Here is a 25275-nt window from a genome sequence, read left to right as displayed (position 1 = left end):
TGTTGTTGTCTTAACCTATGCATTGCTGCATATCCAAGACTGAATTGACAGGAGCTATAAATTTTTCTTTGTATAGTTCCAGTTACTGTTCTGCTTTCCACTCTTCAGTTGTCAAGGTACATCGCTGTACGAGCATTTCGTTTTTCTTGTTCGCTCGCTTCGGTTTTCGAAGTATCGCATACCTGTGGTGGTTTGTCAAGTACTTTTCCGAAGAACTTTACTTGCCTCATAATTTCCATTTTCCGGTTTCAACATTCAATCTAGAAGACAAATAAAGCTTCGACTAAACGTCTCGTACTGCGGAGAATTGGTATCCCTGAGGGACCACTTTAATGTGGCCTGCATCATTAGTAGCGTTACTCACGACAACTCATAAATCATACCTGGATTCAGCCCTTTTGTCAAGCCTTTTCAGGACCAATTTTTAGCGAGACACTCTGATTGGTAAAATTGGTGTCCATGTATCCTCACTACAATCTCATATAGAGCCCATGGTCTTGCAGTGAGGATACGGATTTGAGCTGGTGGTCTGTTTAACTGGTCAGGATATTTACGTAGTTGCCGGGCAAGGCGCAATTGTTATAGAGATTGGCAAGCAGTTGCAACTGATTCTTTACTGTGACATGCTTGCTACCACATGAGAGGGATAAAGTGACAGCTCCCATCGCCAGGTCCTGGCGAATAGGCTTCGCATGACCATTCATGTCAAGAATACCAATCGGCCAGTTGATGCCTTGATCTTGAAAATCTTTCCCACTAAAGTAAAAAAATGGCACGTCATATTGCTGGATGGTTTGCACGTCGGTAACCAGCGAGAGTATATGGGAAGCACCAACATCATACGAGTTGTCCACATTAATACCGCAGCCTTTAAAACAACCGGTCCCCTCAATAACCCATAAATGATTGCCCAGTTGTTTGCTGTCAATTTGAAATTGCTGTGACCAGAAGTCAAAGAGGGCGGAGAGATTATTTGATCCCCCCCAACCATTGTGCCAGCTATCAATCAGACCGAGCGTCTGGTGACGCCAGTTCCAGTGTCCACCAGGGTGCACATTGGTATTCATGGCCGTCTGCATCTGATCCAGGTAGTTAACCTGATTAACCAGTAGCTGATAATCAGCGCCAGCTACATGAGGATCAAGCGAACCAAGAATCACCGGAGTTTCCGGCCGTAGTTTGTGGATCGCGCTTTCACACAGATCGTAGAATTTAGCAAATGTAGCAGGTTGCACGTAGAGAAAAGACACAGATGAGTCCTGTTTCATCTGCTCATTGCCACATTGCACCGCATCAGGATACGCCTGAGCAGCGTCAGTAAACTTGGCGGTATCTAATAAATTTGTGTTCTGGCAGATGGAGAATAAAACACGGATGCCCTGTCGATGATATTTCTGAATCACATCTTTTAATGCCTGGCCCTGCAGGTTACCCCAACCACAAGTTGGCGAACTTAAACGCACCCAGGGAATATTGGTATAATCTGTGCCTGGATCTCCGGCTATGCCTCTGATTTTCGAACGATCTACAGGAGGCAGGAGGAGTGGCGCGGGCGTGGGACTGGCTTTGATAGCCGGGGCGGTCTTTGCCGGTGTTGGTGTCGCTGTCCTGGTAGATACCTGCGTCATCTGTGTCTGCTGCTCAAGGGATGTGCTGACCAATCGATAGGAAAGCGCGGCGAGCACAATACAAAGCACAACGACTACGATTAATATCACGCCAGCAGGTTTCTTTAGCATGTTCAAGACATTCTTCAATACGTTCACGTCTTCAATTACCTCTATTTTATCTCAATCGCTTCAAGCTATCTTTTCCGCAAGATCATATATTTAAAAACGGCTCATAATCATAAAGTGTAGCAATTTATAGCTGAACAGCAAAAAGATGCTCGCAGGCAACTAATGAGAGCCTATACAGAAAAGATACCGCTTGCTTCGCGCATTACCGTTAAAATTATTTGCCAATACAGAACTCACTAAAGATTTTATCTAATAAATCGTCGCTAGCGGTCTCACCCGTTACTTCTCCCAGAGCATCATAGGCGGTTCTCAAATCAATCGAGACGAAGTCTAGCGGTACGCGTTGCTCTAACGAACGACCTGCGGCGCGTAAATTTTCCATTGTTCGGCGCAAAGCTTCTTGATGACGCGTACTGGTCACCAGCACGCTCTCGCTATGCAGCATGCGGCCCGCCAGCACAACATCTGCCAGAGCATCTTCGAGTTGTTGGAGACCGGCATCAGAGAAGGTAGAAGTAGAGATAAATGTAGCATGAGGCCACAGTTGCTCTAGCTCCGCTCTGTCAATGCGTTGCTCCTGGTCCGATTTATTCAGTACCAGTAAAACCGGGCGTTGGTGGGTGGCAACCTGCTCATCTGAAGATAAAGTTGAAGATGGTACCCCAAATCCCATGGCCTGCGCCTCCGTGGATACCAGGCGATCCTGTTCAGTCAGCGCTTCAGAGCTATCAAAGACCAGTAACATCACATCGGCGCTCTCAGCGGCAGCTCTGCTCCTCTGTACCCCGATAGCCTCAACTGGATCTTCGGTGGGTGTAATGCCAGCCGTATCAATTAAATGCAATGGTATCCCACGCAGATTAACCGCCTCCTCGACGGTATCCCTGGTCGTGCCAGCGATGGCGGTGACAATCGCACGCTCAGTTCGTAAAAAGGCGTTTAGCAAGCTGGATTTACCAACATTGGGACGACCGATGATGGCGGTGCGCAGACCCTGGCGATAGAGGCGACCCTGATCAGATCCGGCCAGGAGCAACTCAACCTGTCGCAGTGCCTCATCAATTAGAGGATTAAGCTCCTCTGCCTGCGGGGTTGGAATGTCGTCTTCAGGAAAATCGATACTGGCCTCGATGCGCGCAATGACGCTGAGGGTAGCATGGCGCGCCTGCTGAACTTGATCCGACAGACGACCGCGCAGTTGCTGCATAGCCAGACGCTGTCCCGCTTCTGTTTCGGATTCAATCAGATCCATGACAGCCTCAGCCTGAGCGAGGTCCAGGCGACCATTCAGGAAAGCACGCATGGTAAACTCACCGGGATTAGCAAGACGAGCGCCCCGTGCCAGGACGGCCCGCAGGATGCGCTGTAGCACCAATGGACCACCGTGACCCTGAATCTCGACAACATGTTCGCGTGTATAGGTATGCGGAGCATGCATGAAGGCAACCAGGACCTCATCTAACACTTCGCTGCTTTGTGGATCAATTATCTGTCCATAGGTTAATTTGTGTGAGGAAGGCAAGGCAGTCGAACTGCCGGGCCGTTTTAAAAGGGGCAAGACCACCTCAAAGGCATCACTGCCACTCACACGAATGATACCAACACCACCAACACCGGGCGGAGTCGCGATAGCTGCAATTGTGTCGTTATGCATAAAAATCTATATCATATCCAAGGGAGAGCCACAGAAGGTACAACCACAATGGCTCCCGGCCTTCTTACCATTCCAGGAAATTTCAAAACAACAAGCTACAAAGGGACGCACTTACGAGGGGACAAAGCTACTCATTCCTGACTGATACGTTCTGGGTGAGTATACACATTCATGGAATGATCGCGCAAAAAACCGATTAAAGTAATCCCCCCTTTGTCAGCCAGCTCAACCGCCATGCTGGAAGGCGCGGAAATAGCAGTCACAAAGGGAATTCTGGCTAATAAAGCTTTCTGGATAATCTCAAATGAGGTGCGACCACTCACTAACAGGATATGTTCTCGATAGGGAAAGAACCCCTGCAACAAACCATTGCCAATCAGCTTATCCACAGCATTATGACGACCGATATCTTCACGCGACAAGAGTAATTCTCCCTGTAGATTATAGAGGCCAGCCGCATGTAAGCCACCTGTATGACGAAAAACAGCCTGCTGCGCCCGTAGTTGATCCGACAACGTATAGAAAATGCTGGCCGGGACCTGCAATGTATCCGGTTCCAATCTTGGAACAGCCTGCAAGATATCTGCAATGCTATTTTTGCCGCACAGGCCGCAACTGGCGGAAACCGCAAAGTGCCGCTCAAATATCGTCGGATGTGCCTGCAAAGCGGACTGTTGAGTAACCGATCTCAACATCACAGTCACTACATTCTCCAGAGGTAACCCATCTTCATCCTCATCATTTGCTACCGAGAGCACATCATATCCCGTGTGGATAATTCCTTCGGTCAGCAAAAAGCCCAGCGCCAGCTCCTCATCATGTCCGGGCGTGCGCATAATAACGGCTAAACTTTGATGAGCCAGACGAATCTCAAATGGCTCTTCCATCGTGAGGTATTCTGCAGCCTCCAGCGCATGCTCATCTTGCCAGTGGACCACACCAGCCTCCATCACGCGCTGAGGATCGAGTGCGGAACGCCAGGAATGCGAAAAAGTCATACACGCCTCCTTCTCCGTCCTTCGTTCACAACGGAATACGTCCTGCTAATGGGAACCGGCTTCGCTATAGAGGGGCATTGTCGCTTAAAGTAATATTTACATGCGTCGGGTCGGATAGGATCTGGCGGCTCGATTGCCACTAATCCCCAACCACCACTTTCCAACCAGCGCCAGGCTTCATACTCATCCTCGAAATCCCGCACCACGTTTCCCACCACAGAGAAAATCATTGTGCCTAAAAGATAGCGATGCTCCCAGTGTACCATATTTTCCCTCCAGACCGTAGCAAAACAGCTTCACTGACAAAGTGTTTGATGCCCACTCCCATCGGGATCTTGCTGCTCACCTGCTGGCAGGCGCGTGCGCGCCTGCGCCCTTTTTAGTGTGTAGTGCAGGAAAGGTGCTGTGCACCTTTCCTGCGCTACACACTAAAAACTATTTTGAGCACCGCAGGTGCGAAAACTCATGCACAGAGATCGTGGAGAGCATGGGAATCAAACACATACTGAGAATAAACGCGGCTCGGCCCTTTTCTGGCAGAAAACGCATGCGTTGACGCCATTTCCTACGAGTGCTAGGATACACACATATGTATTGTACATCTATGGGAAGGGGCTTCTGGATGCATTCGTTTCAACAATCGAGCGATGCCATACTGCGCAAGCACGGCTACCGTTTAACCCCACAACGTCATATGATCTTAAACGTCATTCAGGAAGCTCAAGGCCACCTGAGTATTGATCAGATAATGGAACGCGTCCAACAGCAAAATCCCTGTGTCAGTCTATCGACCGTCTATCGCACCCTTGAATTGCTCAAAAGCGTTGACCTGATCCGTGAGAGTCACCTTCCAGATGCCCAGCCATTGTATGAAATAGCCGATGGACAGGCGCATCATCATTTGATATGTCGCCGTTGCCATGTCACTATTCACCTGGATGAAACGCTGTTAGGGGATCTCCACGAGCAATTACAAACCCAATATGGCTTTCACCATCTCTCGCTAGAATTGGTCGCGGCAGGCTACTGCGACAACTGCTGGCATACGTTACAACAGGAGTTAGCTCAGGATAACATCGATCCTCAACCTACCCTCGATATAGTCTCTCAGGATTAATCTATTCTCACATACGATTGCCACACTTGCTAGCACAAAAAAACATCCCACGGTTTTACCCGCTGGGACGCTTGTGATGAATACTCAATGTACACTCAAGGATAGGGCTTGCCAACAATTAATATTGCTGTACAAAAGAGTGATAGTTGCGCAATGTTTCCTCAATGCTATCGCCGCCAAATTTTTCAATCAATGCTTCAGTCAGCACAATCGCCATCATTGCCTCGCCAACCACACCTGCGGCTGGAACGACACAGACATCGCTGCGCTCATAGCGGCTCTCATCAGTATTTTCTCCCGTTGCCAGATCTACTGATGGTAATGAACGGGCCAGCGTGGGAATAGGCTTGACACCAACGCGTACCACAATCGGCTCACCATTGGAAATACCACCCTCAATGCCACCTGCATTATTGGTAAGATGAGACCACTTTCCTTGCTCATTATGGCGCAATACATCATGGACATGCGAACCAGTGGTACGTGTCGCCGCAAAACCAGAACCAATCTCCATGCCCTTCACGGATGGGATACTCATCATAGCCATACCAAGCCGAGCACTCAAACGACGATCCCACTGGCTAAAGGTTCCCAGACCAATGGGTAAGCCGGTCGCCACAACTTCAAAAACACCACCGCAGGTATCACCCTCACGCTTGGCCTCAAGGATACGAGCAATCATCTTCTCGGTCAGAGTAGCATCAGCACAACGCATCGGAGATTGCTCGACGGCGCTCCACATCTCAACTGAATAAGCATCCGCTGTCAAAGCACGCTCGGTCTCATAGGTAACATTGGCAACGGAAAGGACATGGCTATGGATCTCAATGCCAAATTGCGCCAGATATTGGCGACAGAGACCACCAACCGCAACCCGCGAGGCCGTCTCACGTGAACTGGAACGCTCAATCACATTGCGCACATCATCATGACTATATTTCACGGAACCAGTAAAATCTGCATGCCCCGGGCGTACACGTGTCACGGGATCGATTTCTGCCTCAACCGGGGCCGCGCTCATACGCTCATTCCAGTTGACCCAATCCAGGTTTTCAATCTGCATGGTCACAGGAGATCCCAGTGTCTTGCCATGACGTACACCGGCCAGGAAGCGGATCGCATCCTTTTCTATTTTCATGCGACCTCCGCGCCCGTATCCGCCCTGCCGCCTGTGGAGATCAGCATCCACAATCGCCTTCTCCACCGTTAATCCGGCGGGTAAACCTTCTACAATCATCGTCAAGCAGGGACCATGCGACTCTCCTGCCGTCAAAAATCGAAACATAATGCGAACTCCTCAAAAGACCCTGACCGGGCTCGTTACGATAGCAATCTTCCACCACAAAGGCGAGGTCGACTATTTTCTTAATCAGGTAACATCCTCAATTGTACACCAGGATACAACGACCCCCAACATGCTTTGTGCTCATAGTATTTGACAAAACACGTGCATAATAAATGTTTGCATTCAGCTAACATTTCGTCACATACAGAAAAAAACGCGATGCACAGAGGAAACAGACCAATTGATAGTCCAAAACAGAACGCTTTGTTCGTTCATTACAGGGTCAACTTTGTCCTTAAGTGATAATTTTTTGTAGGACAAAGCCTAACAGCATAAGACATTGTTTGCAAAATACACCTTCAAATCAAATGGCTTTATACCGTGGCTCTATATATAACGTTGAAGATACGAGTACATTTTTTGCTTCCTTCCATCCATAGTGAGCAAAAACTGTAACAAATGAGTGCGACAAATACCAATTACTTGTGTAAATACCTCACCGGACTCAGTCGAGAATAGATATAATATGGATCACTTTTTCCTCCTGACAAGTGTGTTGTATGAGCATCCTTTCCACTGGAGAAGAGGAGAGAATAGGCAGAAAATAGATAAAAAGAATATAGCTAAAATCAAACTGCTAGCACGATAGCTTTAATGTAGAAAACTATCACTCTGGGGATTTTAGATATCCTAAGCATTATAGTACGCACTGATTACAGTACAACTAAGCGCGTAAATAAAGAATTTTACTTGTAACACAAGCGAAATTTAACAGTATCTTTCGAATGCAGATTGCACTAACATATTGACACCATACATAAGTGTATTTTACAATACATTTGACCAGGATTTTGTGTATTTATTGACTCTCTATCTTAAAATCAGAACATTAGGAGGTCAACATGTCCCCTGAGCAACCATCAAACAAGATTGGAAAATCTGTAGGGGAAAAGTTGCGGGCAGCACGTATCGCACAACACTATACACAGAGTCAACTTGCTGCCCCCGATTTCTCTGTCAGTTACATCTCAGCCATAGAACGCGGCCAGATTCATCCGTCGCTACGGGCACTGGAAATTCTAGCATCACGCCTGGGGCTGAGCTCGATACAGTTACTTCCCAATAAATCCCAACAAGAAGAGCGAGCTACGACAGCCGCTACGCTGAATGAGAGAGAAGAGGATGAAGTAGAATTAGAATTACTAGAATCACAAATTTTAATTATACAAGGAGGCGCTTCATCTGCAGTTTCACGCTTAGAACGCCTCACCTCTAAACGACCAAAACGACAACATCAATTGCGGCAAAAGTATCTATTAGGCTGGGCATACTATCAGGTAGCGAAGTATCAGGAGAGTGAATATACTCTTTCAGAGTCCATTCAGCTCGCCAAAGAGCTCAACGATCAATATCTGTATTTGCATATCCTGCATCAGTTAGCCCTGACCTATGCAGCTATGCGCAATCACGCCCAGGCTTTACTGGCACATCAACGCTGCCTCAATCAACTTGAAGAAAGCGGCATCCAGGATCCTTTTTTCACTACTCAAACGTATATTCAAATGGGACAGCATTACACACGTGCGGAAGACTTTGAGCAGGCGTTAGCAATGTTCCAGAAAGCACTCTCCATTACAGAAAAACTGACGACCACACAGAGTATACAAGCAGTCTACACTAGTTTATGTCGAAATTATGCTGCAGAGAAAAATAATAATCTTGCAATGCTGTATGCATACAAGAGTCTTCAATTACACAATAGTGATACTATCAAGCGACTGAGAAGTGAACTTCATCATTATCTCGGTCAGGCAATCATGAAAGTTGATAGACAACAGGCCCGTGATTATCTTGATAATGCGCTCCAGATACAAGCAGAAAACGTACAAGATCAGTTGAGCTATGCCAGTCTCCTTTCGCGCAACGCAGAGTGGTATTTTCTCCAGGAAGATCTGACGCTGGCCGAAAGCATCGCTCACCAGGCCTATGAGATCGCACGAACCTTTGGTGACACCATTATTACTGCCGACACGTTAATTGTGCTCGGACGCATTAAATACGCCACACAAACCTATGAGGAAGGTAGCCAGCATTTTATCGAAGGACTAAATATGTTAGAACGCATTGGGAGCCACGAAGAACTCGCTGACGAATCGGTACGCTATGCCCAGATCCTGGAAGATATCGGGCAGGAACGCGAGGCCTTTACGCACTTCCGCCGTGCATTTCAAAGTCGACAGACCTTAGAAAAATAATGCACGACACAATATTGGCAACCAGGTAGTGGGTATCGATCAGAGATTTGCATAGACTATGATCTGCCTGGCTGTCAGTGTTCAATCCATTGGTGCTATACTGTGCTTGAAAGGGGGCACAGTCTATGCCAACAGCACCAAACGAGCAACCAGAGACACCAGCACAATTAACTCATCTCAACGAACAGGGCAGTGTTCATATGGTGGATGTGACCGACCGTCCTGAAACGATGCGCGAAGCAATCGCGCAGGCACGCGTGCGTATGCTACCTGCGACATTATACTTGATCGAACAAAATCAGATCTCCAAAGGGAGCGTCCTGGAGGTAGCCAGAATCGCTGGCATTATGGCAGCCAAGCAGACGCCGCAGATCATTCCACTCTGCCATCCTCTTCCAATGACGCATATCGATATTCAGTTTACCCTTGAGCCTGAAACTGGCTTCATCTTTATTGAGGGGCGCACACGCACGCATTATAAAACAGGCGTCGATGTTGAAGCACTTATGGCAGTATCCATTGCCGCACTGACTATTTATGATATGTGCAAAGGTGTAGATACAACCATTACGCTTGAGCAGGCTTATATCGCGCAGAAAAGTGGCGGCAAGAGCGGAACGGTCAATTTCCAACCTGCTTAGACATGCTTATGGATATTGAGTAGCATGAACGTTGCTTCTAGCAGATTCCGCTCTTCAGGCTGAGTTAAGCGCAGATCAGTGGTGCCCAATGGCGTGATGAGAGTACCATTTTCATCGACTGGAACGACGCTCATAATCGCGCCAGGATTCCCACCCGACCAACGCACCGGCTCAAGCAGTGATCCCAGGAACACAGAAATGATTACAAAAGAACCACGCAGGGACTCTTCAAGATTATGCAGTTGCAGCTCAAGGATCTCACCACGTTGCACAATATTCCCCTCTAGAGACTGGGCCTGCAAGCGAATCACCGCGTTGTCTACGGTATGGGCATGGACGCTACTATCAGCACGCCGTACCACGGCACCACGCCGTGTGTTACCGCTCGTAGCTAAGACTGGAGTATAGGAATGCTCGCTACTGGCTGACTGATAGGATGTAGAAGCTTGTTCAAAGAGCGTGGCAACACGGACCAGATCTTTTAAAGCCTCGCGCCGCAAGGTACTCTGTGTGATATGAGCGCTTACCCGTAAAGCTAATTGCAACAATGAGCGTGCCGCCGCATCATTCTCCATATGCTCGTGGCGCGCCTGTAGCAAGATGGCCTCCGCCTGACTGATCAATGACTGACTGAGATGGCTGAGCATCCGGTGCGGTGTCGCAGAGAGCGTCCGTGTTCCTTGTCCCAACAGTGGACGAGTGGCGATAGGATAGACAGCGGCATGCATCGAACTATAGAGATCCAGATATGCGGAATGGCATTCACGGCAAGCAGCTAAATGAAAAAGTAACGGCGCATAGGTAAGTGGAGCCTGAAGATCATTGTTCAACAGAGCCATGATAAAGTCAGGCAGTTGTTGGTAGAAGGAAAGATGGTAGTTACCAGCCAGAGTGAGCTCCAATTGGGCCTCACCATCATTATCGGCAGTGGCTGTTTCTGTTATTGATGGCTCTGGCCGCTGCAAAATCTGCTGTAACCACAATCCTAATGTTTGATAATTTCCTCGGAGCTCGGAAGATCCGCCCAAGATCGTTTCATCGTTCATTGCACATCTCCTTCAGTTCTGTATGCCTGGATGCTACTCTTCTTTATAAAAACGCGATAAACGCTTCAACTGGTCCGAGGAAAGCTGTACTTTCTGCTCACCATGCCAATCGATAAGTCCTTCATCTACCAATGCATATAAAGCCTTCTGCACATCCTGAACTGAGAAATCATCCTGCGCGAGCATCTGTATAGGTACTTCATAGCGGTTCTTCTCTGTCGGATGTTTAACCGTATACATGGTAATACGCAAAGCCACAGCGACTGTCAAATGGGAACTCTGTCGTTGCAGGCAAAGGCGTAGCTTTTTATGAGCATGATCCTTGTGCTGGCTGATGTGAGGATTCCGTTCGCTATCAAAAGAAAAATGAAGTTCTTCGGCCAGCAACAATATAAAGTCGTCAGCTCCAAACTCATGCAACTCTTGCATGACAGCCTGAAGCTGATTGGGAGCGGCATTCAAGGCAAGAATGCAATGCTTGAGTACGTTACGCAATTCTAATTGTGAAGAAATACGCAGCGTTATCTCTTCAGGAGTTGAAAAAGGCGTTGTTCCCCACAAAGATTCTACTGCATCCGTGATAGGATTGTTGTCCGCCTCTGAGTCATCAGATCCTTCTAATTCAGCTGTCGAGCTGACCTGCAAACGGCGTTTACGCAGACGGTCGATAGCTTTGTTTCTTACACTATGACTCAAAAATGCATAGAATTGAGCATCACTTAAATTATCCAAAGCGGTGAGAGGAGTCCGGTCTTCTCCTCCCAAAATACCGAGGCGAACCAGCTGCTCAACCACATGTCCAATCACTGTATCGACTTCAAATGCATCATACTTGAGCGCACCCAAAAAGCGCTGCGCATTCCGATGCAGATAGGCATACAGTAAAGGATAGCTTTGCTCAGCTCGATACCTCAAATCATGTGCAGTAAATGGCATTGCGGGATATTCCTCCGAGGTGCCGATGTTAAAATAGAGATATGAGTATGGTTATCCATTTTATCCTGGAAGACAACCAGAATAGGCATCAAAAACAAATACTCCGAAAGTATCGGGTTGGATTTTCTTCTACATTGTATATTGAAGACGCATGATACGCAACAAACTGCGCTCTTACTAAGGGCGTTGTTGCTCTGGATACCCTTGTAGGAGCGCAGTTTGTAAACAAAATGTCTGATTTCCAATACCAGCAGGATCTTGTGGCTCACTTGTAAGCTGGCGCTGACACGCCTGCTAGTTATTCAATATCTCCACGCTTACCCAGACGCTGGTGTTCGTAAGCTTTTTTGATGATTGTCAAACTACGCTTGACATCCCCACGCTCTTCAAGAAGATTGGCGTAACGGAAGTAAGCATCAGCCGTAATTTCGTGGGCGTTCGAGGCATCTAACAATTCTAATGCCTGGGTAAAGTATTGATCCGCAGCTGCGTAGTCATCCAACTTATGGCTGATCTGAGCCAGGACAATTAATGCCTGACCTTGCGTCTGCGCATCTCCACCTGCCTGGGCATATTTCAAAGCCAGGCGAGCCTCTTTTTCTGCCTCCTCAGTCTGTTCCCGTTTGAGTAATAGTTCAGCCAGCCCGGTATGGCAAACAGATGCAGAGATCTCGTCATTCAATTCACTCTCGATTATGATCGCCTGACGATACTCTTTTTCAGCCCCATCCAGGTCCTGCTGCTTTTCTAAGGCTTTACCCAGGCGCTGGTGAGTCATGCCCACCAGACGCTGCTCATCGCGCATCTCATAGATAGCCAGGCTTTGCAAGGCGTATTCACGGGCCATGGACAGTTTACCAACCGATTTATAGTGCTGGCTGATGCTCATATATTGCCGCGCGAAACTCTTGCTGTCACGATTCATGGCATCCAGTGTCTCAAGGGCACGATGATAATAAAGAATAGATTTCTCCAGGTCCCCTAATCGAAAATAATCGTTTGCCAGGTTACTGAAGACATCGAGTGAGAATATAGGGTCGGTGATCTGCCCATTCTCAATCGCAGTGTAACAATGTTGATGGTGTTCTACAGCGAGGGTATAGTTATAGAGTAAAAAGTACGCTTTCCCTAACAGATTCCGAGCCCGTTCGATGAATTCACTATCGTTGAGTGCTTCACCTTGCGCGACAGCGTTGCGCAGGTCAACCACTGCTTCCTGGTACTCACCCGCACTCAAATGCACTTGACCACGCAATAGATATAAACGATAGACTTGATCAGTAGTGACACGCTCAGGCTGAATCGGCCCCAGCAGGGCCTTGGCTTGCTCATAATCACCTTGCTGCACCAGTACATTAGCTTGCAAAAGATCAACATCTACGTGCTGATCTGGTCCAGAATCAGCAGGTGAGTAGCCAACAGCACGCGCTTCTGCAGCACCAGAGGGAGAACCCTCTAGAAGGAATGTCAGTGGAACATCCAGGCGACGAGCCAGAATGGAGAGGGCTTTGAGAGAGGGACGTATCTTACCGCGCTCAATGGCCGAAATGTAGGAAATGGAAAATTCCGGGGCGGCCAGTTGAGCTTGAGTCATGCCCAATTTTGTACGAACCTCACGAATATTCGTACCGACTCTTGCGGCAACAGCCTTCCCTACATTCGCAGTTTCAAGGGATGGCATGGAATAGTTCCTTTCAATCAATAATATGATGATGTTCTAATTTAGAAGCTTGGTTATTCTTGATGGGAACTAGCTACTCTTTTCCTTAAGATACTCACATACATACTTACAGGTATCGCAATCAGCAACTCTCGCGTATGCCTCACTAAAAATAGAGAGCGTTTTAAGCATTCTGAATGCTACAATAAGGAAAATAGCTAGATGTTACTTCATATTTCGTAGTCTATCATACACTACGATTCTAGTCAACCCATATTGTACTTTTTTCATCGCTTTATTATATAATCCTTCACATCAATGAAGGATATCAGGTGTAACGATGGTTTCAGTAAAAAACCATTCTGTTTTACATTCATATTGTTCTTCTTCCATGCTTCCTACAGAGAATTGGTTCAGTTATTAACACATACCAATGTAATAGCGCATACATTGAAACGATAGCAAGCAGTCGATAAAAAATAGAGATGGACTATACAATCCTAACTATAGGAAGAAGTTATGATCGAGTTTGAATTGATAAGAACCCGATTCAACGTTCAGGGACGATGGCTGCCTCTAGTAAAAACGCCCCAACTACACTATAATGCAGAAGAAATGAATCATCTTTTCTGAAGTTTCGCTGCATATATATACTGAACTGGTTGTATCTAGTTGCTAGAAACATGTGGCGTTTCCTCTTTTCAGTAGCACTGTTATTATTAGTCTCCGCGAAAGGATGCATGAGCTCGAAGATGAGTACCATTCCTCTATTATTCAAGCGCTCAACTGAACATTTCAGGATGCGCCCGGCCCTTATTGAACCAGCGGCGAACGATACGATGTCGATCCTAACCTATCAGGAGCTTCAGGAACGGGTTCAACGCTTTGCGGGCTATCTTCAACAGCAAGATGTACAAAAAGGCCAGCGGGTGATGATCTGGTCCGCCAGCTGCTCAAATTGGTTAGTGGCCTATTTTGGATCGCTCTTGCTTGGCCTGGCGGTTGTGCCACTGGATGTGCATACGAAAGAAGATTTTTTACACCGCCTGCTCGATGTGACAGACGCAAAATATTTGATTACAACGCAGAAAAATTATGAGAGCCTGAAAGATCTCTCCATTCCCTTTATTGATATTCATGCTCTTCCCGAAGCTGCCCTTGATATGGCTCGCTTGCCAACTGTGGAGGAAAATGATCTCGCTGAACTCGTATTTACATCTGGCACGACGGGACAGCCCAAAGGAGTAATGTTATCGCATCACAATATTGCCTCGAATGCCCTGGCCTCGGTTGAGCGCGTGAAAATCAGTTCGCAAGATCGCTCCCTTTCAATCTTACCACTCTCCCATATGCTTGAGATGACGATTGAAATCGCACTGCTGCATGCTGGCGCGAGTATTGTTTACGCGGGATCACTGGTTCCAGATACATTATTTAAATTGCTTACAACTCAAAATGTGACTCTGATGGTTCTGGTGCCACAGGCATTACAATTATTTATGAATGGCATTGAACGTGAGGTGCGACGTCAGAAGCGCGAAAAAGCCTGGAAGGTATTGCATAAAGTTGCGGCGTACGTTCCTTTCAAATGGCGTCATCTTCTCTTTCGTAGCGTTCATGAGCGCTTTGGAGGTCATTTCCGTTTATTCGTCAGCGGCGGAGCCTATCTTTCTCCCACACTGGGCCATACATGGGAACAAATGGGATTTCGCATCTTGCAAGGCTATGGAGCAACTGAGTGCGCTCCAGTAATCTCGGTCAATCCACTCAATGACCATACACTTGAATCAGTAGGCATCCCTCTGGAAGGTATCAGCGTGCGCATCAATGAGGATGGCGAGATATTGGTCCATGGTCCCAATGTGGCCCTGGGCTACTGGCAAAATCCAGATGCCACGGCGGCGGCATTCAGGGATGGCTGGTATGCCACAGGCGACCTGGGCTATCTTGACAAACATCATAATCTGTACCTGAAAGGGCGCAAGAAAAATTTGATTGTCCTTGCGAACGGAATGAATGTCTATCCTGAGGATGTTGAGAATGTACTCCAGAACCAGTCGGGCGTCAAAGAGGCGGTGATCCTGGGCATCTCGGAGAATAATCATGGACCTACCGTCCATGCAATTCTGTTGATGGAGGATGCCAGCCAGGCGAAGATGGCTGTGCAGCAGGCAAATCGCTTGCTGGCTCCCCATCAACAAATCAAAGGATATACCCTTTGGCCGGAAAAAGATTTCCCACGTACCCACACACTCAAGGTCAAACGTCAGGAAGTCTTCGACACTTTGCCTGTTATCCGCCAGAAGTAACAGATAGCGGGCAGGTAAACCAGGATCTTAAGGATAGCTACCAGAGAGAAAGGCACCCATGCTCTACTTAGTCGCAACCCCGATTGGGAATCTGAACGATATTACGCTCCGTGCGTTGGAAATCCTGCGCTCTGTTGATGTTGTCGCCAGCGAGGATACCCGCAAAACGGGCATGCTGCTCAAGCACTTCGACATCCAAAAACGTCAAATGGCCTTCCATGAACACAATGAACAGCGCGCCGGAGATCACATTATCGCCTTACTCCAACAGGGGCTATCCGTGGCGGTGGTAACCGATGCAGGGACACCTGGCATCTCAGATCCTGGCTTTACGCTGGTACGTCGCGCTATTCAGGCGGAGGTCGAGCTGACCATGATTCCAGGTGCCACAGCTTTTGTGATGGCCCTGGTGCTCTCTGGCCTCCCGGTCCATAGTTTTACCTTCCGTGGCTTCCCTCCTCGCAAGCCAGTGGGACGACGGAAGTTTTTTGAGGTGGATCGTGAGGCTCCTCATACTCTGATTTATTATGAGAGCCCCTATCGCCTGGATGGCTTTTTGAAAGATGCTCTTGCCGTCTTTGGTGACCGACCGGCTGCTCTGGCAAATGATCTGACCAAGATGTTTGAGAAAGTTGAGCGTGGAACACTTTCATCTCTGTTAGCTGCCTTACCCCAGAACGCCAAATTAAAAGGCGAATATATTGTCGTAATTGGTGGTCAGGAAAAAGAGAAATCGTTGCGCAACCGTGAGGAGCAGAATACGGAGGATGACGTCAAAGCCGAAGTGGAAGATGCGATGGATGAGGAGGAATAGGGCACTAGCAGTGCTCTTTCCTTCCTCATCGACTACGACAAGAGCGTGCTCCTAGTAACCCAACACAGTCACCAATTCTTTGACGGCCTCGGCGGATTTATTGAGCAGGGCCTGCTCATTCTCAGAGAGTTCGACCTCAATCACCTGCTCCAGGCCTTTGGCCCCTAATTTGGCGGGCACACCTACAAACAGATTATTGAGCCCATACTCACCCTGTAAATAAATTGCGCACGGCATGATCATCTTTTTGTCCAGAATGATAGAATCAATCATCTGTAAGACTGAGGCGGAGGGAGCAAAATATGCACTACCATTACCCAGCAGATTGACAATCTCCGCACCACCATCGCGTGTGCGTTGGACAATCTGTTCAATGCGCTCGGCTGGCAAGAGCTCGGAGATTGGCACACCTGCGACTGTGCATAAGCGAGACAACGGCACCATACTATCGCCATGTCCACCCAGCACATACGCCTGCACATCCCGAATCGAGGCGCCCAATTCCTGCGCGATAAACGTACGGAAACGGGAAGTATCAAGGACGCCTGCCATACCCAACACACGCTCACGAGGGAAACCACTGACCTGCAATGCCACCTGGGCCATCGCATCCAGAGGATTGGTGACAATAATGAGAATACAAGCAGGTGAATATTTCACAATCTGTTCGGTGACCTGAGTGACAACTTGCTGATTCTTTTTCAAGAGATCATCGCGGCTCATGCCAGGCTTGCGTGGAAAACCAGAGGTAATCACCACCAGATCAGAGTTGGCGGTATCAGCATAATCGTTGGTGCCAGTGATCAAGGTATCATAGCCCAATACAGGACCAGCCTGGAGCATATCGAGAGCCTTCCCCTGAGGCATGTTGGGAACGATATCAAACATTACCACATCAGCGTAATCACGCTCCGCTATACGCTGTACGAGGGTGCTCCCAACAAATCCAGCTCCCACTACAGTGATTTTACTTCGCATCGACGTATCCTTTCATATGTCCATGTTCATTGCTTCTTAATCGATTTCGAGATCGCGTTTAACCGCTACCACTAATAAAATGTTTAGCGTTCTACCGCTATTGTATGCCTAAAGGGCCACGATTGGCAATTAACCAGCACCCTGAATCTGATACCAATCCCGTTCTTTTTGCTCTGGCGATGGGTGCCATGTGCGCCCGAAATGGATAAAACAGGGCCAGAACAATGGATTTTTCGCACTTTTCAAAAACTCAATAAAAAGCGCTTGACAGAAAGCAATGGATGGAGTATTATACCTATGCGAACGAGAGATCGACGCGAAACAAAAAAATATTGGGGTATCGTTCAACGGTAGGACGGCTGATTCTGGATCAGTTAATTGGGGTTCGAATCCCTGTACCCCAGCCACTTGCAACGGCTTGTAGAGGCTTGAAACAAAAAAGGTAGTTGGCTTTTCATCAATAAAATGATGAAAAGCCAACTACCTTTTTTGTTTCAAGCCTTTACAAGAATTTATAAGAGCACTTCCGAAGCTCATTTATTACAAGCAAGTGGTCCAGCTATAAATGGCTATTAAGGGACAAAAAAGATCCTTAATATGGCACATAAGCAAATATCCTGATGAAATCCGTCAGATAGGAGATCCCTCCCAATAGCACGTCCATTGTACAATGTTTGTAGATAGTTTCTACAAATAGAATAAGAAAATAGTGATGTGCAAAAATCCATGAGCGGGCACACCTTGTTCATATGTATATCGTATGTTATATTCCTGTATATAGTTTGCACAGTAAAACTCTAGCAGGAGGACAATTCACATGGTCTCAGCCACAGCCCAGGCTCAAGAAACTATCCTAACGCTGGATGAAGTTGTTGAACTGCCAGGTCTGGATACCACTATCAATATGGATACCGATCAACAGGCCAATGATGATATTTCAGCTGAGAAAACTGCAGAACTCTTGGAACAAGAGGCACTGGTGAACCGCGCGATTCAAGGTGATCATAACGCCTTTGGGGATATTGTGGATCAATATAGCACTTTGATGTTGCGTACAGCATCGATGATTGTTGGGGATCGCGATATTGCGGAAGATGTGGTTCAGGATGCACTCATCCAGGCCTGGCATCATCTGGGAGATTTACGTAAGGCGGGGGCTCTTCGTCCATGGCTGATGCGTATCGTTGTCAATCAGTGTATTAGCTTTAAGCGCCGTCTGGCCCGCACCAGCGCCTTTATGCGACAGGCTCTATCCGAACAGGAGACAGATATGATCTCTCAGGCCGCCGATGACTATAAAGGACGAATGGAACGTGATTGGGATCTGGCGAACGCAATTGAAAGCCTCCCTTTGAAACAACGGGTTGTTATTGTACTGCATTATTATAATGGAATGACCCTGCCGGAGATGGCGCAAACATTAGATACGTCCGAAAATACGTTGAAAAAGCGAATTCAGGCCGCGCTCACGAATCTCCGCCGTATCCTGCGTGCTTCCGAGATGGAAGAAGAAGAAGAAGTGACACCACGTTGTCTGCTTGGCTTCGTGCCGTCGGCTGCGTAACACTATGTTATACATGTCTACCTATGGCTTACAAACAGGATCTGGAGGCAGTTCATACGGTGTATGTTATATTTCTTCACCGTGATCTAACACAATAACTGCCTCCTCATACTGGTAAAACACGCTCCTGCATAAAAACACCACACCTTCTGCCTCCCAATAAATCGGTCGGTTCCTTATCTCTTCTTTGATGCCAGAGCTATATGCGATAAAAACTCGCAGCTCTTCTTTTATTTACTACGACGCTGTCTTCCTACATGATAAGCAATAGAATAAAGTATTATCCCATAGTATGGTACAATTATCAGTATGAACAGTCTGTTTCCATTTTAAAGGCACAAGTATGAACAAAAGAACTGGACGCTTCATTCTATAATCTGAGGGGGAAAAAGGTGGGTGGAAGGGATATTTCGTTCTTACAAACACGAACTTTTATACAGCAGCAATTTCATGTTTCAAGCTTCAATCGCGCCGCTGTCTGGCAAAATAGCTGCCGCGCATGCTCGATACTGATCAATGCCAGCATCTATATCTGTATTGCTCGCATGCTGGGACCGCGCCTGTTTGGGAGTTATCTTTTTACACAATGGCTGGCAACGGTCATCATTCCGGTGATTGGCACTGGTATGTCAACATTGACAAGCCGCCAAATTGCGGCAACACAGAGCCGCGAATCACCTCGCCTTATGGCAGGTATCTTCTATTTTTTGTGGTATCGTCAACATCGGAATATTTTGTGGTATTGTCTGATTTACCTCGCGCTCTCTTTCTTTCTGACGCGGGTATTCCATGACTTTGTACCGGGCTTCTTGCTCCTCTTCAGTCTGGCGACCCTCCCATTATTATTGAGTAGCGTGGCAGGCATTACACTGCGTAGCCTGCGCCGTTCAGATCTGCTGATCATGCTCAATCTCTTTGGTGGACTCCTGACCCTGTTCTTCACACTCATTGCAACCCAGATCAATGGGCATCCCATTGAGATCTTTATTCTGGCCTGCGCACTCTCCAACACATTGACATTGGTCCTGGCAGTCTATTGTGTTATCTGTCTGCTACCACTAGAGCAGGCGCTAACACCAGGTATTTTCCTGAAGGAACGCCTGATCCACAACATGCATCATTCGCGTATCCATTTTCTCCTGGATGCTATCATCTGGCAACGTAGCGAATTATTATTGCTCGCCTGCTGGTGTAATCCACAAGAATTAGGCTTTTACGCACTGAGTACGATTATCAGTGGCAAGATTATTGGCGTCGCTCCCTCGCTCTTTGCTCAGTGGATCTTTCCATTGGTGCTACGCTCTTTTCCGGGACATCGCTATCTAAATCAATATGATGCCTTTGTCAGAACCTCGTGTTACATTATTTTTCTCTCAGTCCCTATCTGTACGCTCATGATCCTGCTTTGTCCCATCTTTATCGCGAGCTATCTGGGAACGGACTATCTGCCAATGGTAGAACCATTGCGTATTCTCCTCATCGCGACAGTATTTGGCAGTATCGCAACGGTAGGGCTGACGTATCTTGCCAGCCATGAAAGCTATGCTAAAAGTCAGATGCAGCAGTTGCAACGAGCCTGCCATGTCGGCGTGGCGGGCCTAAAAATCATCCTGGCAGTTCCCTTGATCATCCTCTGGGGGATGCAAGGCGCGGCACTTGTGAGCGCCATTGCTCAAATTACCTCGGCCTTGATTTCCATCCTTCTGTGTAAAAAAGTATTGTTGCGCCATGGCACGCTGCATTAGGACAAGAGGAGAGATTATGACGCATCAACATACCGCTGTCCATACAGCCCATATTTCATTACGTACACGCTCGACGGGGGCTTTCAGGACGGGTAACAAAGAACAACATCAGACCGGACAACAACCTGTACGCCCGCGTTTTAGTGTCGTCATCTGCACCTATAACCGCCGTACGCTGGTACTGGCGGCATTAGCCAGCCTGCGAAAGCAAACACTCTCTTATGAATCATTCGAAGTGATTGTGGTGGATAATGGTTCCGAGGATGGGACATTCAATGCCATTCAGACCTATCTCGGTGTGGATCATGGACATCAGCCCATAACATCCACACAGTGGCGTGCACAATGCCTGCTTGAGAAGCGCAATGGATTGGCCTATGCCCGCAATACTGGCGTGTCCGTGGCTTGTGGCGAGATTATTATCTTTCTGGATGATGATATGTTCGCCGATCCTGCTTTTCTGGAACGCCTCCAACTTGCTTATCAGGAAACTCAGGCCGATGCAATTGGTGGCTGTGTAGAACTGTATTGGGAGGCACAGAAGCCCTACTGGCTGACGGATGACATGCTAGAGACTTTTGGCTACTATATGCCTTTTCGTTCACGGACACGCCTGCCTGAAAATATCAACTTTGCGGCCAGTTGTTTCTCCGTCAAACGTGAAGCACTCGAACGTGCGGGAGATTTCTCGCCGTTCCTGACCAAGCGCCTGCATAGTCCTATTAATGCTGAGGTAGCTGATCTCTGCCGCCGCCTGCGCTTACAGCAACGTACGCTCTGGTATGAACCCACAGCAATAATCATGCATCGTGTCTCACCTGCTCGTCTGGCACGTCCTTTTCTGGTTGGTCGCGCCTACTGGCAGGGTCGCTCTGAAATCCTGGCACAATACGCTGATATTGACCAATATCAGGATGCGGCGGGCGACTCTTTCCTTCAGACCATTCTTTCCATCTGGCTGGAAGTGAAAACGCTGCTCCAGATCTGTCTCTACCAGCGCCCGCGGCTTTATCTGGCCCGCAAATCCACCAGTGAGCGTCTCCATGCCGCCATGTCGCAGGCGAGAACCTGGGGACGTATTCAACAACGTTTTATGCTCAGCAATCACACGCCAGCAACGCTACGTACCCCACATGTATTAATGGTCCAGGCTCATGAACAGGATGCCGCATTACAGGCGCAAGCGCTCGTTCAGCAGGGTGTTTATTGTACGACCTGTACAGCGAAAATTCCCTTTTCCTGGTTATGGCGGCATCGTGCCCATCAACATACTGCGGTTGGCATCCTCCATCTCTATCAGCCTGGGAGATTTGATCTATCCATCTGGCAACGCCACGCTTTCTTGCTAAAACTTCTCCTTGCCAGATGGTTAGGTCTGGGCATTGTCAGTACAGATGCAGGCGGCTGGTGGCATAATGTGCGGAGCTTTCACAGTGCCGCGCGGCGTGCCTTTGAGCGGCGTATCTTCGCGCAGAGCCATATTATTTATACATGTACACGACGACCAGAACAGTTTTATCAGGACTATAGCTGGCATACCCGTACCCACTTTCTCTCGCATCCAGGTTTACAGGGAGTATTCACGACCACACCTGAACGCCTTGAGGCTCGTCAGCAACTAGGCCTGCAAGCCAATGAGACGTTTGTCTATCTCTGTCTGGCTCATCTCCATACCGAACATGAAATTATCTACTGCATCGAAGCCTTCTCGGCTATGCGCACCCTGTTACTGGCTGATGGTCAGCGGGCGGCACTATCTCCTCAATTGCTCCTCGTGGGCACGCCACGCGATAAAAAACAGGCGCTCAAGCTGATCCAACGCGCCGCATTAAATCCAGCTCTCCATACCTTCGTGGATTATCATGAAGCAGATTTACCACTCTATCTTGCCGCAACAAATGCTCTGATCATGCCCTATAGCACAGCAAAAACAGCCGGCATGCCCGCGATCGCCATGCTCTGCTATTCCTATGAGCGTCTGGTCATCTCGCCCAATCTGCCACGTCTCTATGGTTTACTACCGCCGCATGCAGGTCTGCTCTATGATCCAACCCAGCGCTCTTCGCTGGTACAGACGCTACTGCTGGCTCCACAGCGACAATATCAACATACCCTGGCCGAGTCAGCTGCGCTGGACTATCGGCAAGGTTGGAAAACCTACGCACAGCATCTTAGTGTCTCTTACCAACGCCTGCTAGCCATTATGTCAGCTCCCACCGAACAACAGGGCTAGTCACCTTTACATCCTTATACAGGGCATGTCTCAAGGTCACTTCGCTTTCGCTCTTGAACAGTGGAGTGATCTTAGTTAGTACTATTCACCCATCTACTTTTTGATCCAAAAGCTGTGTCAGAAAAGAACAAATAACCACTGCTCAGAGCATTCCGCGCTCGGCCACCAGCAAAAAATTTAGCCTGTGCTATAACCTATTTGTTCAATGCTTATTCACAGCACAAGCCGTTTCGCTGCCATTCTTCCTACAATTGTGATATCATCATGCCGCGATACAGGAGTTGACCGCTCACAAAATACAAGAAATACAAAGCGAGAGTATAGTAAATTGCTCTGGTAAGAGGTGAAAGCGGCAACGATAATCAGCTATAATGAGAACAGCAAAAAAATAAGGCCAGGTGGCAATTCTTCGGCTGCTGGTCCTATAATCCGAAGCAGCCGGAAAATAAGAGAGGGTTTTGAGTTGAAACGTTCACAATTAGCGCGTGAAATTGTCGAAATCTTGGCACTCACCATATTGATTTTCCTCGTTGTACGCTTTGTGGTGCAAAGTTATCGTGTCGATGGACCCAGCATGCAGCCAGGACTTGTCACCGATCAATATGTCATGGTCAATAAAGTGAATTATCTGTTCCATGGCCCTGAACGTGGAGATGTGATCGTCTTCCACTATCCCAGGGATGTGACACAAAATTTCATTAAGCGCGTGATTGGCCTACCAGGAGATACGATTACGACTGATCGCGATACGGTGACTGTTAATGGGAAGGTTCTCGATGAGAAGGCCTATATCAGCGCGCCCTATAATCTGGCTGGTCAGACCTGGACCGTACCTGCCAATCAATATTTTGTGATGGGAGATAATCGCCCTGTCAGCGATGACTCACGAACCTGGGGTTTTGTGCCCAGGGACTATATTGTCGGCAAAGCTGTGCTGGTCTTTTGGCCACTCAATCATATTCATTTCATCGACACCCACTCGGATGTCTATAAAGACCTCCCAAACAAATAAGAGGATAATAAGCATAATGCAAGACTCGGAAAAGCACTATTCCAATTCGCGTCCAGCGTTTGACTATGGCAACGATAGCTCGCTTGAAGAAGGTTCCCTGGCCTCTACCTCATTTCCACCTCATGGCCTCCGTAACGCCCTGGGGATCGGTATTCTGGGTGGCCTGCTCACAGTGGTCATCTCGATCGGGACAACCCTCTCAAATACGTCTCTCTTTCGCACAGCGGCCAGCCAGGGAGATAATATGTCACTTGGGACAGCCCAGACCATTCTCGGCTTGAGTTGCCTGAATTATACCCTGGCTTTACTGGTGGCCTTTGGGGTAGGTTTCCTGGTCGGAAAGAAATCGGTACGCCGCCTGTATGGTTTTTATGCCGGTGCCCTGGTTGGAGCCGTCTCCTATATCGGGGGTATCGTCCTACAATATATCCCCAATTATCCTGGCAGATTGACCAATACAGCCACAGCCTCCTCCACTACTGCTAGCGGGATACTGCTCCTGGTGGTCTTTGTACTGGTCTGGGCGCTGATTGGAGCCCTGATTAGCCTCTGGGGTACACAGACAGCCACCCGCAAACATCCCTATTATCTCGCCAAAAAAGCTCAGCAGGAAGTGGAATAATACTTCAGGACGACCATGCTTGCTATGGTCGTCCCCACATCCAGATTGGTCCTTTCCCCTACCTCTACCACCCTCAAGCCTGAGCCGGACTATCCCACAGTGTTATCTGGCAGAAGTGGGAGTTCAGAGCCAACCTGCTGCAATAATCCCGATAGGCCACCACCAGTTACTGGCTCAAAAGCCATCTTCACAATCTTATCATCTACCACCTCAAAAGTGACCGCGGTCTGTGGCAACGTGACTGCGATGCCTGTTGCCGGGATCAACTCCAGTCCAAACAGAGGAAGAGCAAGATCATTACTGTGGGTGCCAGTCAGAGTTATGTTTGCCTCTACACTATTCTGATCCTCCAAACGAGCAGCATTTTCCAGATGATAGGAAAGATCAGGCATTGCTGCCAGCAAGGCATCCTGCATCCCTAAAAATTGGGCCTGAGACAGGGACTTTTGCGCGAAGCCGGTCATCTCAAATTGCTCGTCCAAAAGATGAGTAGCTAACTCTATATCACCAGATTGCAAGGCTGCAATCAAAGATTTCACAACATCCACGCGATTGGAACTCATAACAACACTCCTTCTACCAGCAGCGCGCACGACATCAAATCTTTGCTTTTATCTTCATAGCGCGCCGCCCCTCTCGATCTTATCTCATGTTTCTTGTAATACGT

General features: G+C 47.9%; 20 protein-coding genes and 1 tRNA gene. 11 read left to right on the top strand and 10 right to left on the bottom strand.

Annotated elements, in window-relative coordinates; translation table 11 throughout:
- Positions 1-533: 533 nt before the first annotated feature.
- The 4 genes from F1593_RS17255 to F1593_RS17240 all read right to left on the bottom strand — a co-directional run bounded on the left by F1593_RS17255 (position 534) and on the right by F1593_RS17240 (position 4657).
- Positions 534-1739, bottom strand: coding sequence for a hypothetical protein (locus tag F1593_RS17255; RefSeq protein ID WP_149402805.1), 1206 nt, complete (start codon positions 1737-1739; stop codon positions 534-536).
- Positions 1740-1953: 214 nt separating this feature from the next.
- Positions 1954-3393 (bottom strand): tRNA uridine-5-carboxymethylaminomethyl(34) synthesis GTPase MnmE, encoded by a 1440-nt coding sequence (gene mnmE / locus F1593_RS17250; RefSeq protein ID WP_149402804.1) that lies wholly within the window; start codon positions 3391-3393, stop codon positions 1954-1956.
- A 131-nt stretch (positions 3394-3524) separates the two neighbouring features.
- Complete coding sequence (fdhD, locus tag F1593_RS17245; RefSeq protein ID WP_216368896.1) at positions 3525-4391, bottom strand: formate dehydrogenase accessory sulfurtransferase FdhD; 867 nt, start codon at positions 4389-4391, stop codon at positions 3525-3527.
- Positions 4388-4657 carry a hypothetical protein gene (locus tag F1593_RS17240; RefSeq protein WP_149402803.1) on the bottom strand — a complete coding sequence of 90 codons (270 nt, stop codon included), beginning with the start codon at positions 4655-4657 and terminating at the stop codon, positions 4388-4390. Before F1593_RS17240 ends, fdhD begins: the two co-directional genes overlap by 4 nt.
- A gap of 356 nt (positions 4658-5013) precedes the next feature.
- Here F1593_RS17240 and F1593_RS17235 point away from each other — a divergent pair, with 356 nt between their 5' ends.
- Positions 5014-5508 (top strand): Fur family transcriptional regulator, encoded by a 495-nt coding sequence (locus F1593_RS17235; protein ID WP_172632196.1) that lies wholly within the window; start codon positions 5014-5016, stop codon positions 5506-5508.
- Between the two features lie 118 nt (positions 5509-5626).
- On the opposite strand, the gene aroC is transcribed toward F1593_RS17235, so the two are convergent.
- Positions 5627-6793 carry a chorismate synthase gene (gene aroC / locus F1593_RS17230; protein ID WP_149402801.1) on the bottom strand — a complete coding sequence of 389 codons (1167 nt, stop codon included), beginning with the start codon at positions 6791-6793 and terminating at the stop codon, positions 5627-5629.
- A gap of 902 nt (positions 6794-7695) precedes the next feature.
- Here aroC and F1593_RS17225 point away from each other — a divergent pair.
- Both F1593_RS17225 and moaC read left to right on the top strand, forming a co-directional pair.
- On the top strand, positions 7696-9048 hold the full coding sequence (locus F1593_RS17225) for a helix-turn-helix transcriptional regulator (protein ID WP_149402800.1): 1353 nt from the start codon (positions 7696-7698) through the stop codon (positions 9046-9048).
- 125 nt (positions 9049-9173) lie between these two features.
- Positions 9174-9689: a cyclic pyranopterin monophosphate synthase MoaC gene (moaC, locus tag F1593_RS17220; protein ID WP_149402799.1), complete on the top strand. Its 516-nt coding sequence runs from the start codon at positions 9174-9176 to the stop codon at positions 9687-9689.
- Here moaC and F1593_RS17215 read toward each other — a convergent pair.
- The 3 genes from F1593_RS17215 to F1593_RS17205 form a co-directional block, all read right to left on the bottom strand.
- Positions 9686-10735, bottom strand: coding sequence for a hypothetical protein (locus F1593_RS17215; RefSeq protein ID WP_149402798.1), 1050 nt, complete (start codon positions 10733-10735; stop codon positions 9686-9688). The genes moaC and F1593_RS17215 overlap by 4 nt on opposite strands.
- A 33-nt stretch (positions 10736-10768) precedes the next feature.
- Complete coding sequence (locus F1593_RS17210; RefSeq protein ID WP_149402797.1) at positions 10769-11671, bottom strand: RNA polymerase sigma factor; 903 nt, start codon at positions 11669-11671, stop codon at positions 10769-10771.
- Between the two features lie 298 nt (positions 11672-11969).
- Entirely contained in the window at positions 11970-13352 is a 1383-nt protein-coding gene (locus tag F1593_RS17205) for a helix-turn-helix domain-containing protein (protein WP_149402796.1), read from the bottom strand.
- Positions 13353-14083: 731 nt separating this feature from the next.
- On the opposite strand from F1593_RS17205, the gene F1593_RS17200 reads away from it, so the two are divergent.
- Positions 14084-15640, top strand: coding sequence for an AMP-dependent synthetase/ligase (locus tag F1593_RS17200; RefSeq protein ID WP_172632195.1), 1557 nt, complete (start codon positions 14084-14086; stop codon positions 15638-15640).
- A gap of 58 nt (positions 15641-15698) precedes the next feature.
- Positions 15699-16454, top strand: a complete 756-nt coding sequence (gene rsmI, locus F1593_RS17195) for a 16S rRNA (cytidine(1402)-2'-O)-methyltransferase (protein WP_149402794.1) — start codon at positions 15699-15701, stop codon at positions 16452-16454.
- A gap of 51 nt (positions 16455-16505) precedes the next feature.
- Here rsmI and mdh read toward each other — a convergent pair whose 3' ends face one another.
- Positions 16506-17432, bottom strand: a complete 927-nt coding sequence (gene mdh / locus F1593_RS17190; RefSeq protein ID WP_149402793.1) for a malate dehydrogenase — start codon at positions 17430-17432, stop codon at positions 16506-16508.
- A 333-nt stretch (positions 17433-17765) separates the two neighbouring features.
- Between mdh and F1593_RS17185 the strand changes: the two genes are divergently transcribed.
- From F1593_RS17185 to F1593_RS17160, 6 genes are all read left to right on the top strand, one after another.
- Positions 17766-17839, top strand: a tRNA-Gln gene (locus tag F1593_RS17185).
- A gap of 410 nt (positions 17840-18249) precedes the next feature.
- Positions 18250-18996, top strand: a complete 747-nt coding sequence (locus F1593_RS17180; protein ID WP_149402792.1) for an RNA polymerase sigma factor — start codon at positions 18250-18252, stop codon at positions 18994-18996.
- Positions 18997-19388: 392 nt separating this feature from the next.
- Positions 19389-20741: a lipopolysaccharide biosynthesis protein gene (locus F1593_RS17175; protein WP_149402791.1), complete on the top strand. Its 1353-nt coding sequence runs from the start codon at positions 19389-19391 to the stop codon at positions 20739-20741.
- 16 nt (positions 20742-20757) lie between these two features.
- Positions 20758-22974, top strand: coding sequence for a glycosyltransferase family 2 protein (locus F1593_RS17170; protein ID WP_172632194.1), 2217 nt, complete (start codon positions 20758-20760; stop codon positions 22972-22974).
- 463 nt (positions 22975-23437) lie between these two features.
- Entirely contained in the window at positions 23438-23986 is a 549-nt protein-coding gene (gene lepB, locus F1593_RS17165; RefSeq protein WP_149402789.1) for a signal peptidase I, read from the top strand.
- 16 nt (positions 23987-24002) lie between these two features.
- Positions 24003-24608 (top strand): hypothetical protein, encoded by a 606-nt coding sequence (locus tag F1593_RS17160; protein ID WP_149402788.1) that lies wholly within the window; start codon positions 24003-24005, stop codon positions 24606-24608.
- A gap of 89 nt (positions 24609-24697) precedes the next feature.
- Here the strand turns inward: F1593_RS17160 and F1593_RS17155 are convergent, their stop codons facing one another.
- Entirely contained in the window at positions 24698-25171 is a 474-nt protein-coding gene (locus F1593_RS17155; protein WP_149402787.1) for a nuclear transport factor 2 family protein, read from the bottom strand.
- Positions 25172-25275: the final 104 nt, after the last annotated feature.

The sequence above is a fragment of the Dictyobacter arantiisoli genome (assembly GCF_008326305.1).
Taxonomy (GTDB): domain Bacteria; phylum Chloroflexota; class Ktedonobacteria; order Ktedonobacterales; family Ktedonobacteraceae; genus Dictyobacter; species Dictyobacter arantiisoli.
Note: the sequence above shows the minus strand (reverse complement) of the source record. Positions and strands in the feature narration are given on the sequence as shown.

Coding starts and splice junctions, on each gene's coding strand:
- F1593_RS17160 (WP_149402788.1), top strand. CDS start 24,003: ATGCAAGACTCGGAAAAGCACTATTCCAATTCGCGTCCAGCGTTTGAC.
- F1593_RS17170 (WP_172632194.1), top strand. CDS start 20,758: ATGACGCATCAACATACCGCTGTCCATACAGCCCATATTTCATTACGT.
- aroC (WP_149402801.1), bottom strand. CDS start 6,793: ATGTTTCGATTTTTGACGGCAGGAGAGTCGCATGGTCCCTGCTTGACG.
- F1593_RS17240 (WP_149402803.1), bottom strand. CDS start 4,657: ATGGTACACTGGGAGCATCGCTATCTTTTAGGCACAATGATTTTCTCT.
- F1593_RS17210 (WP_149402797.1), bottom strand. CDS start 11,671: ATGCCATTTACTGCACATGATTTGAGGTATCGAGCTGAGCAAAGCTAT.
- moaC (WP_149402799.1), top strand. CDS start 9,174: ATGCCAACAGCACCAAACGAGCAACCAGAGACACCAGCACAATTAACT.
- fdhD (WP_216368896.1), bottom strand. CDS start 4,391: ATGACTTTTTCGCATTCCTGGCGTTCCGCACTCGATCCTCAGCGCGTG.
- mnmE (WP_149402804.1), bottom strand. CDS start 3,393: ATGCATAACGACACAATTGCAGCTATCGCGACTCCGCCCGGTGTTGGT.
- F1593_RS17205 (WP_149402796.1), bottom strand. CDS start 13,352: ATGCCATCCCTTGAAACTGCGAATGTAGGGAAGGCTGTTGCCGCAAGA.
- F1593_RS17155 (WP_149402787.1), bottom strand. CDS start 25,171: ATGAGTTCCAATCGCGTGGATGTTGTGAAATCTTTGATTGCAGCCTTG.
- F1593_RS17225 (WP_149402800.1), top strand. CDS start 7,696: ATGTCCCCTGAGCAACCATCAAACAAGATTGGAAAATCTGTAGGGGAA.
- mdh (WP_149402793.1), bottom strand. CDS start 17,432: ATGCGAAGTAAAATCACTGTAGTGGGAGCTGGATTTGTTGGGAGCACC.
- F1593_RS17200 (WP_172632195.1), top strand. CDS start 14,084: ATGAGTACCATTCCTCTATTATTCAAGCGCTCAACTGAACATTTCAGG.
- F1593_RS17180 (WP_149402792.1), top strand. CDS start 18,250: ATGGTCTCAGCCACAGCCCAGGCTCAAGAAACTATCCTAACGCTGGAT.
- F1593_RS17215 (WP_149402798.1), bottom strand. CDS start 10,735: ATGAACGATGAAACGATCTTGGGCGGATCTTCCGAGCTCCGAGGAAAT.
- F1593_RS17255 (WP_149402805.1), bottom strand. CDS start 1,739: ATGCTAAAGAAACCTGCTGGCGTGATATTAATCGTAGTCGTTGTGCTT.
- F1593_RS17235 (WP_172632196.1), top strand. CDS start 5,014: ATGCATTCGTTTCAACAATCGAGCGATGCCATACTGCGCAAGCACGGC.
- rsmI (WP_149402794.1), top strand. CDS start 15,699: ATGCTCTACTTAGTCGCAACCCCGATTGGGAATCTGAACGATATTACG.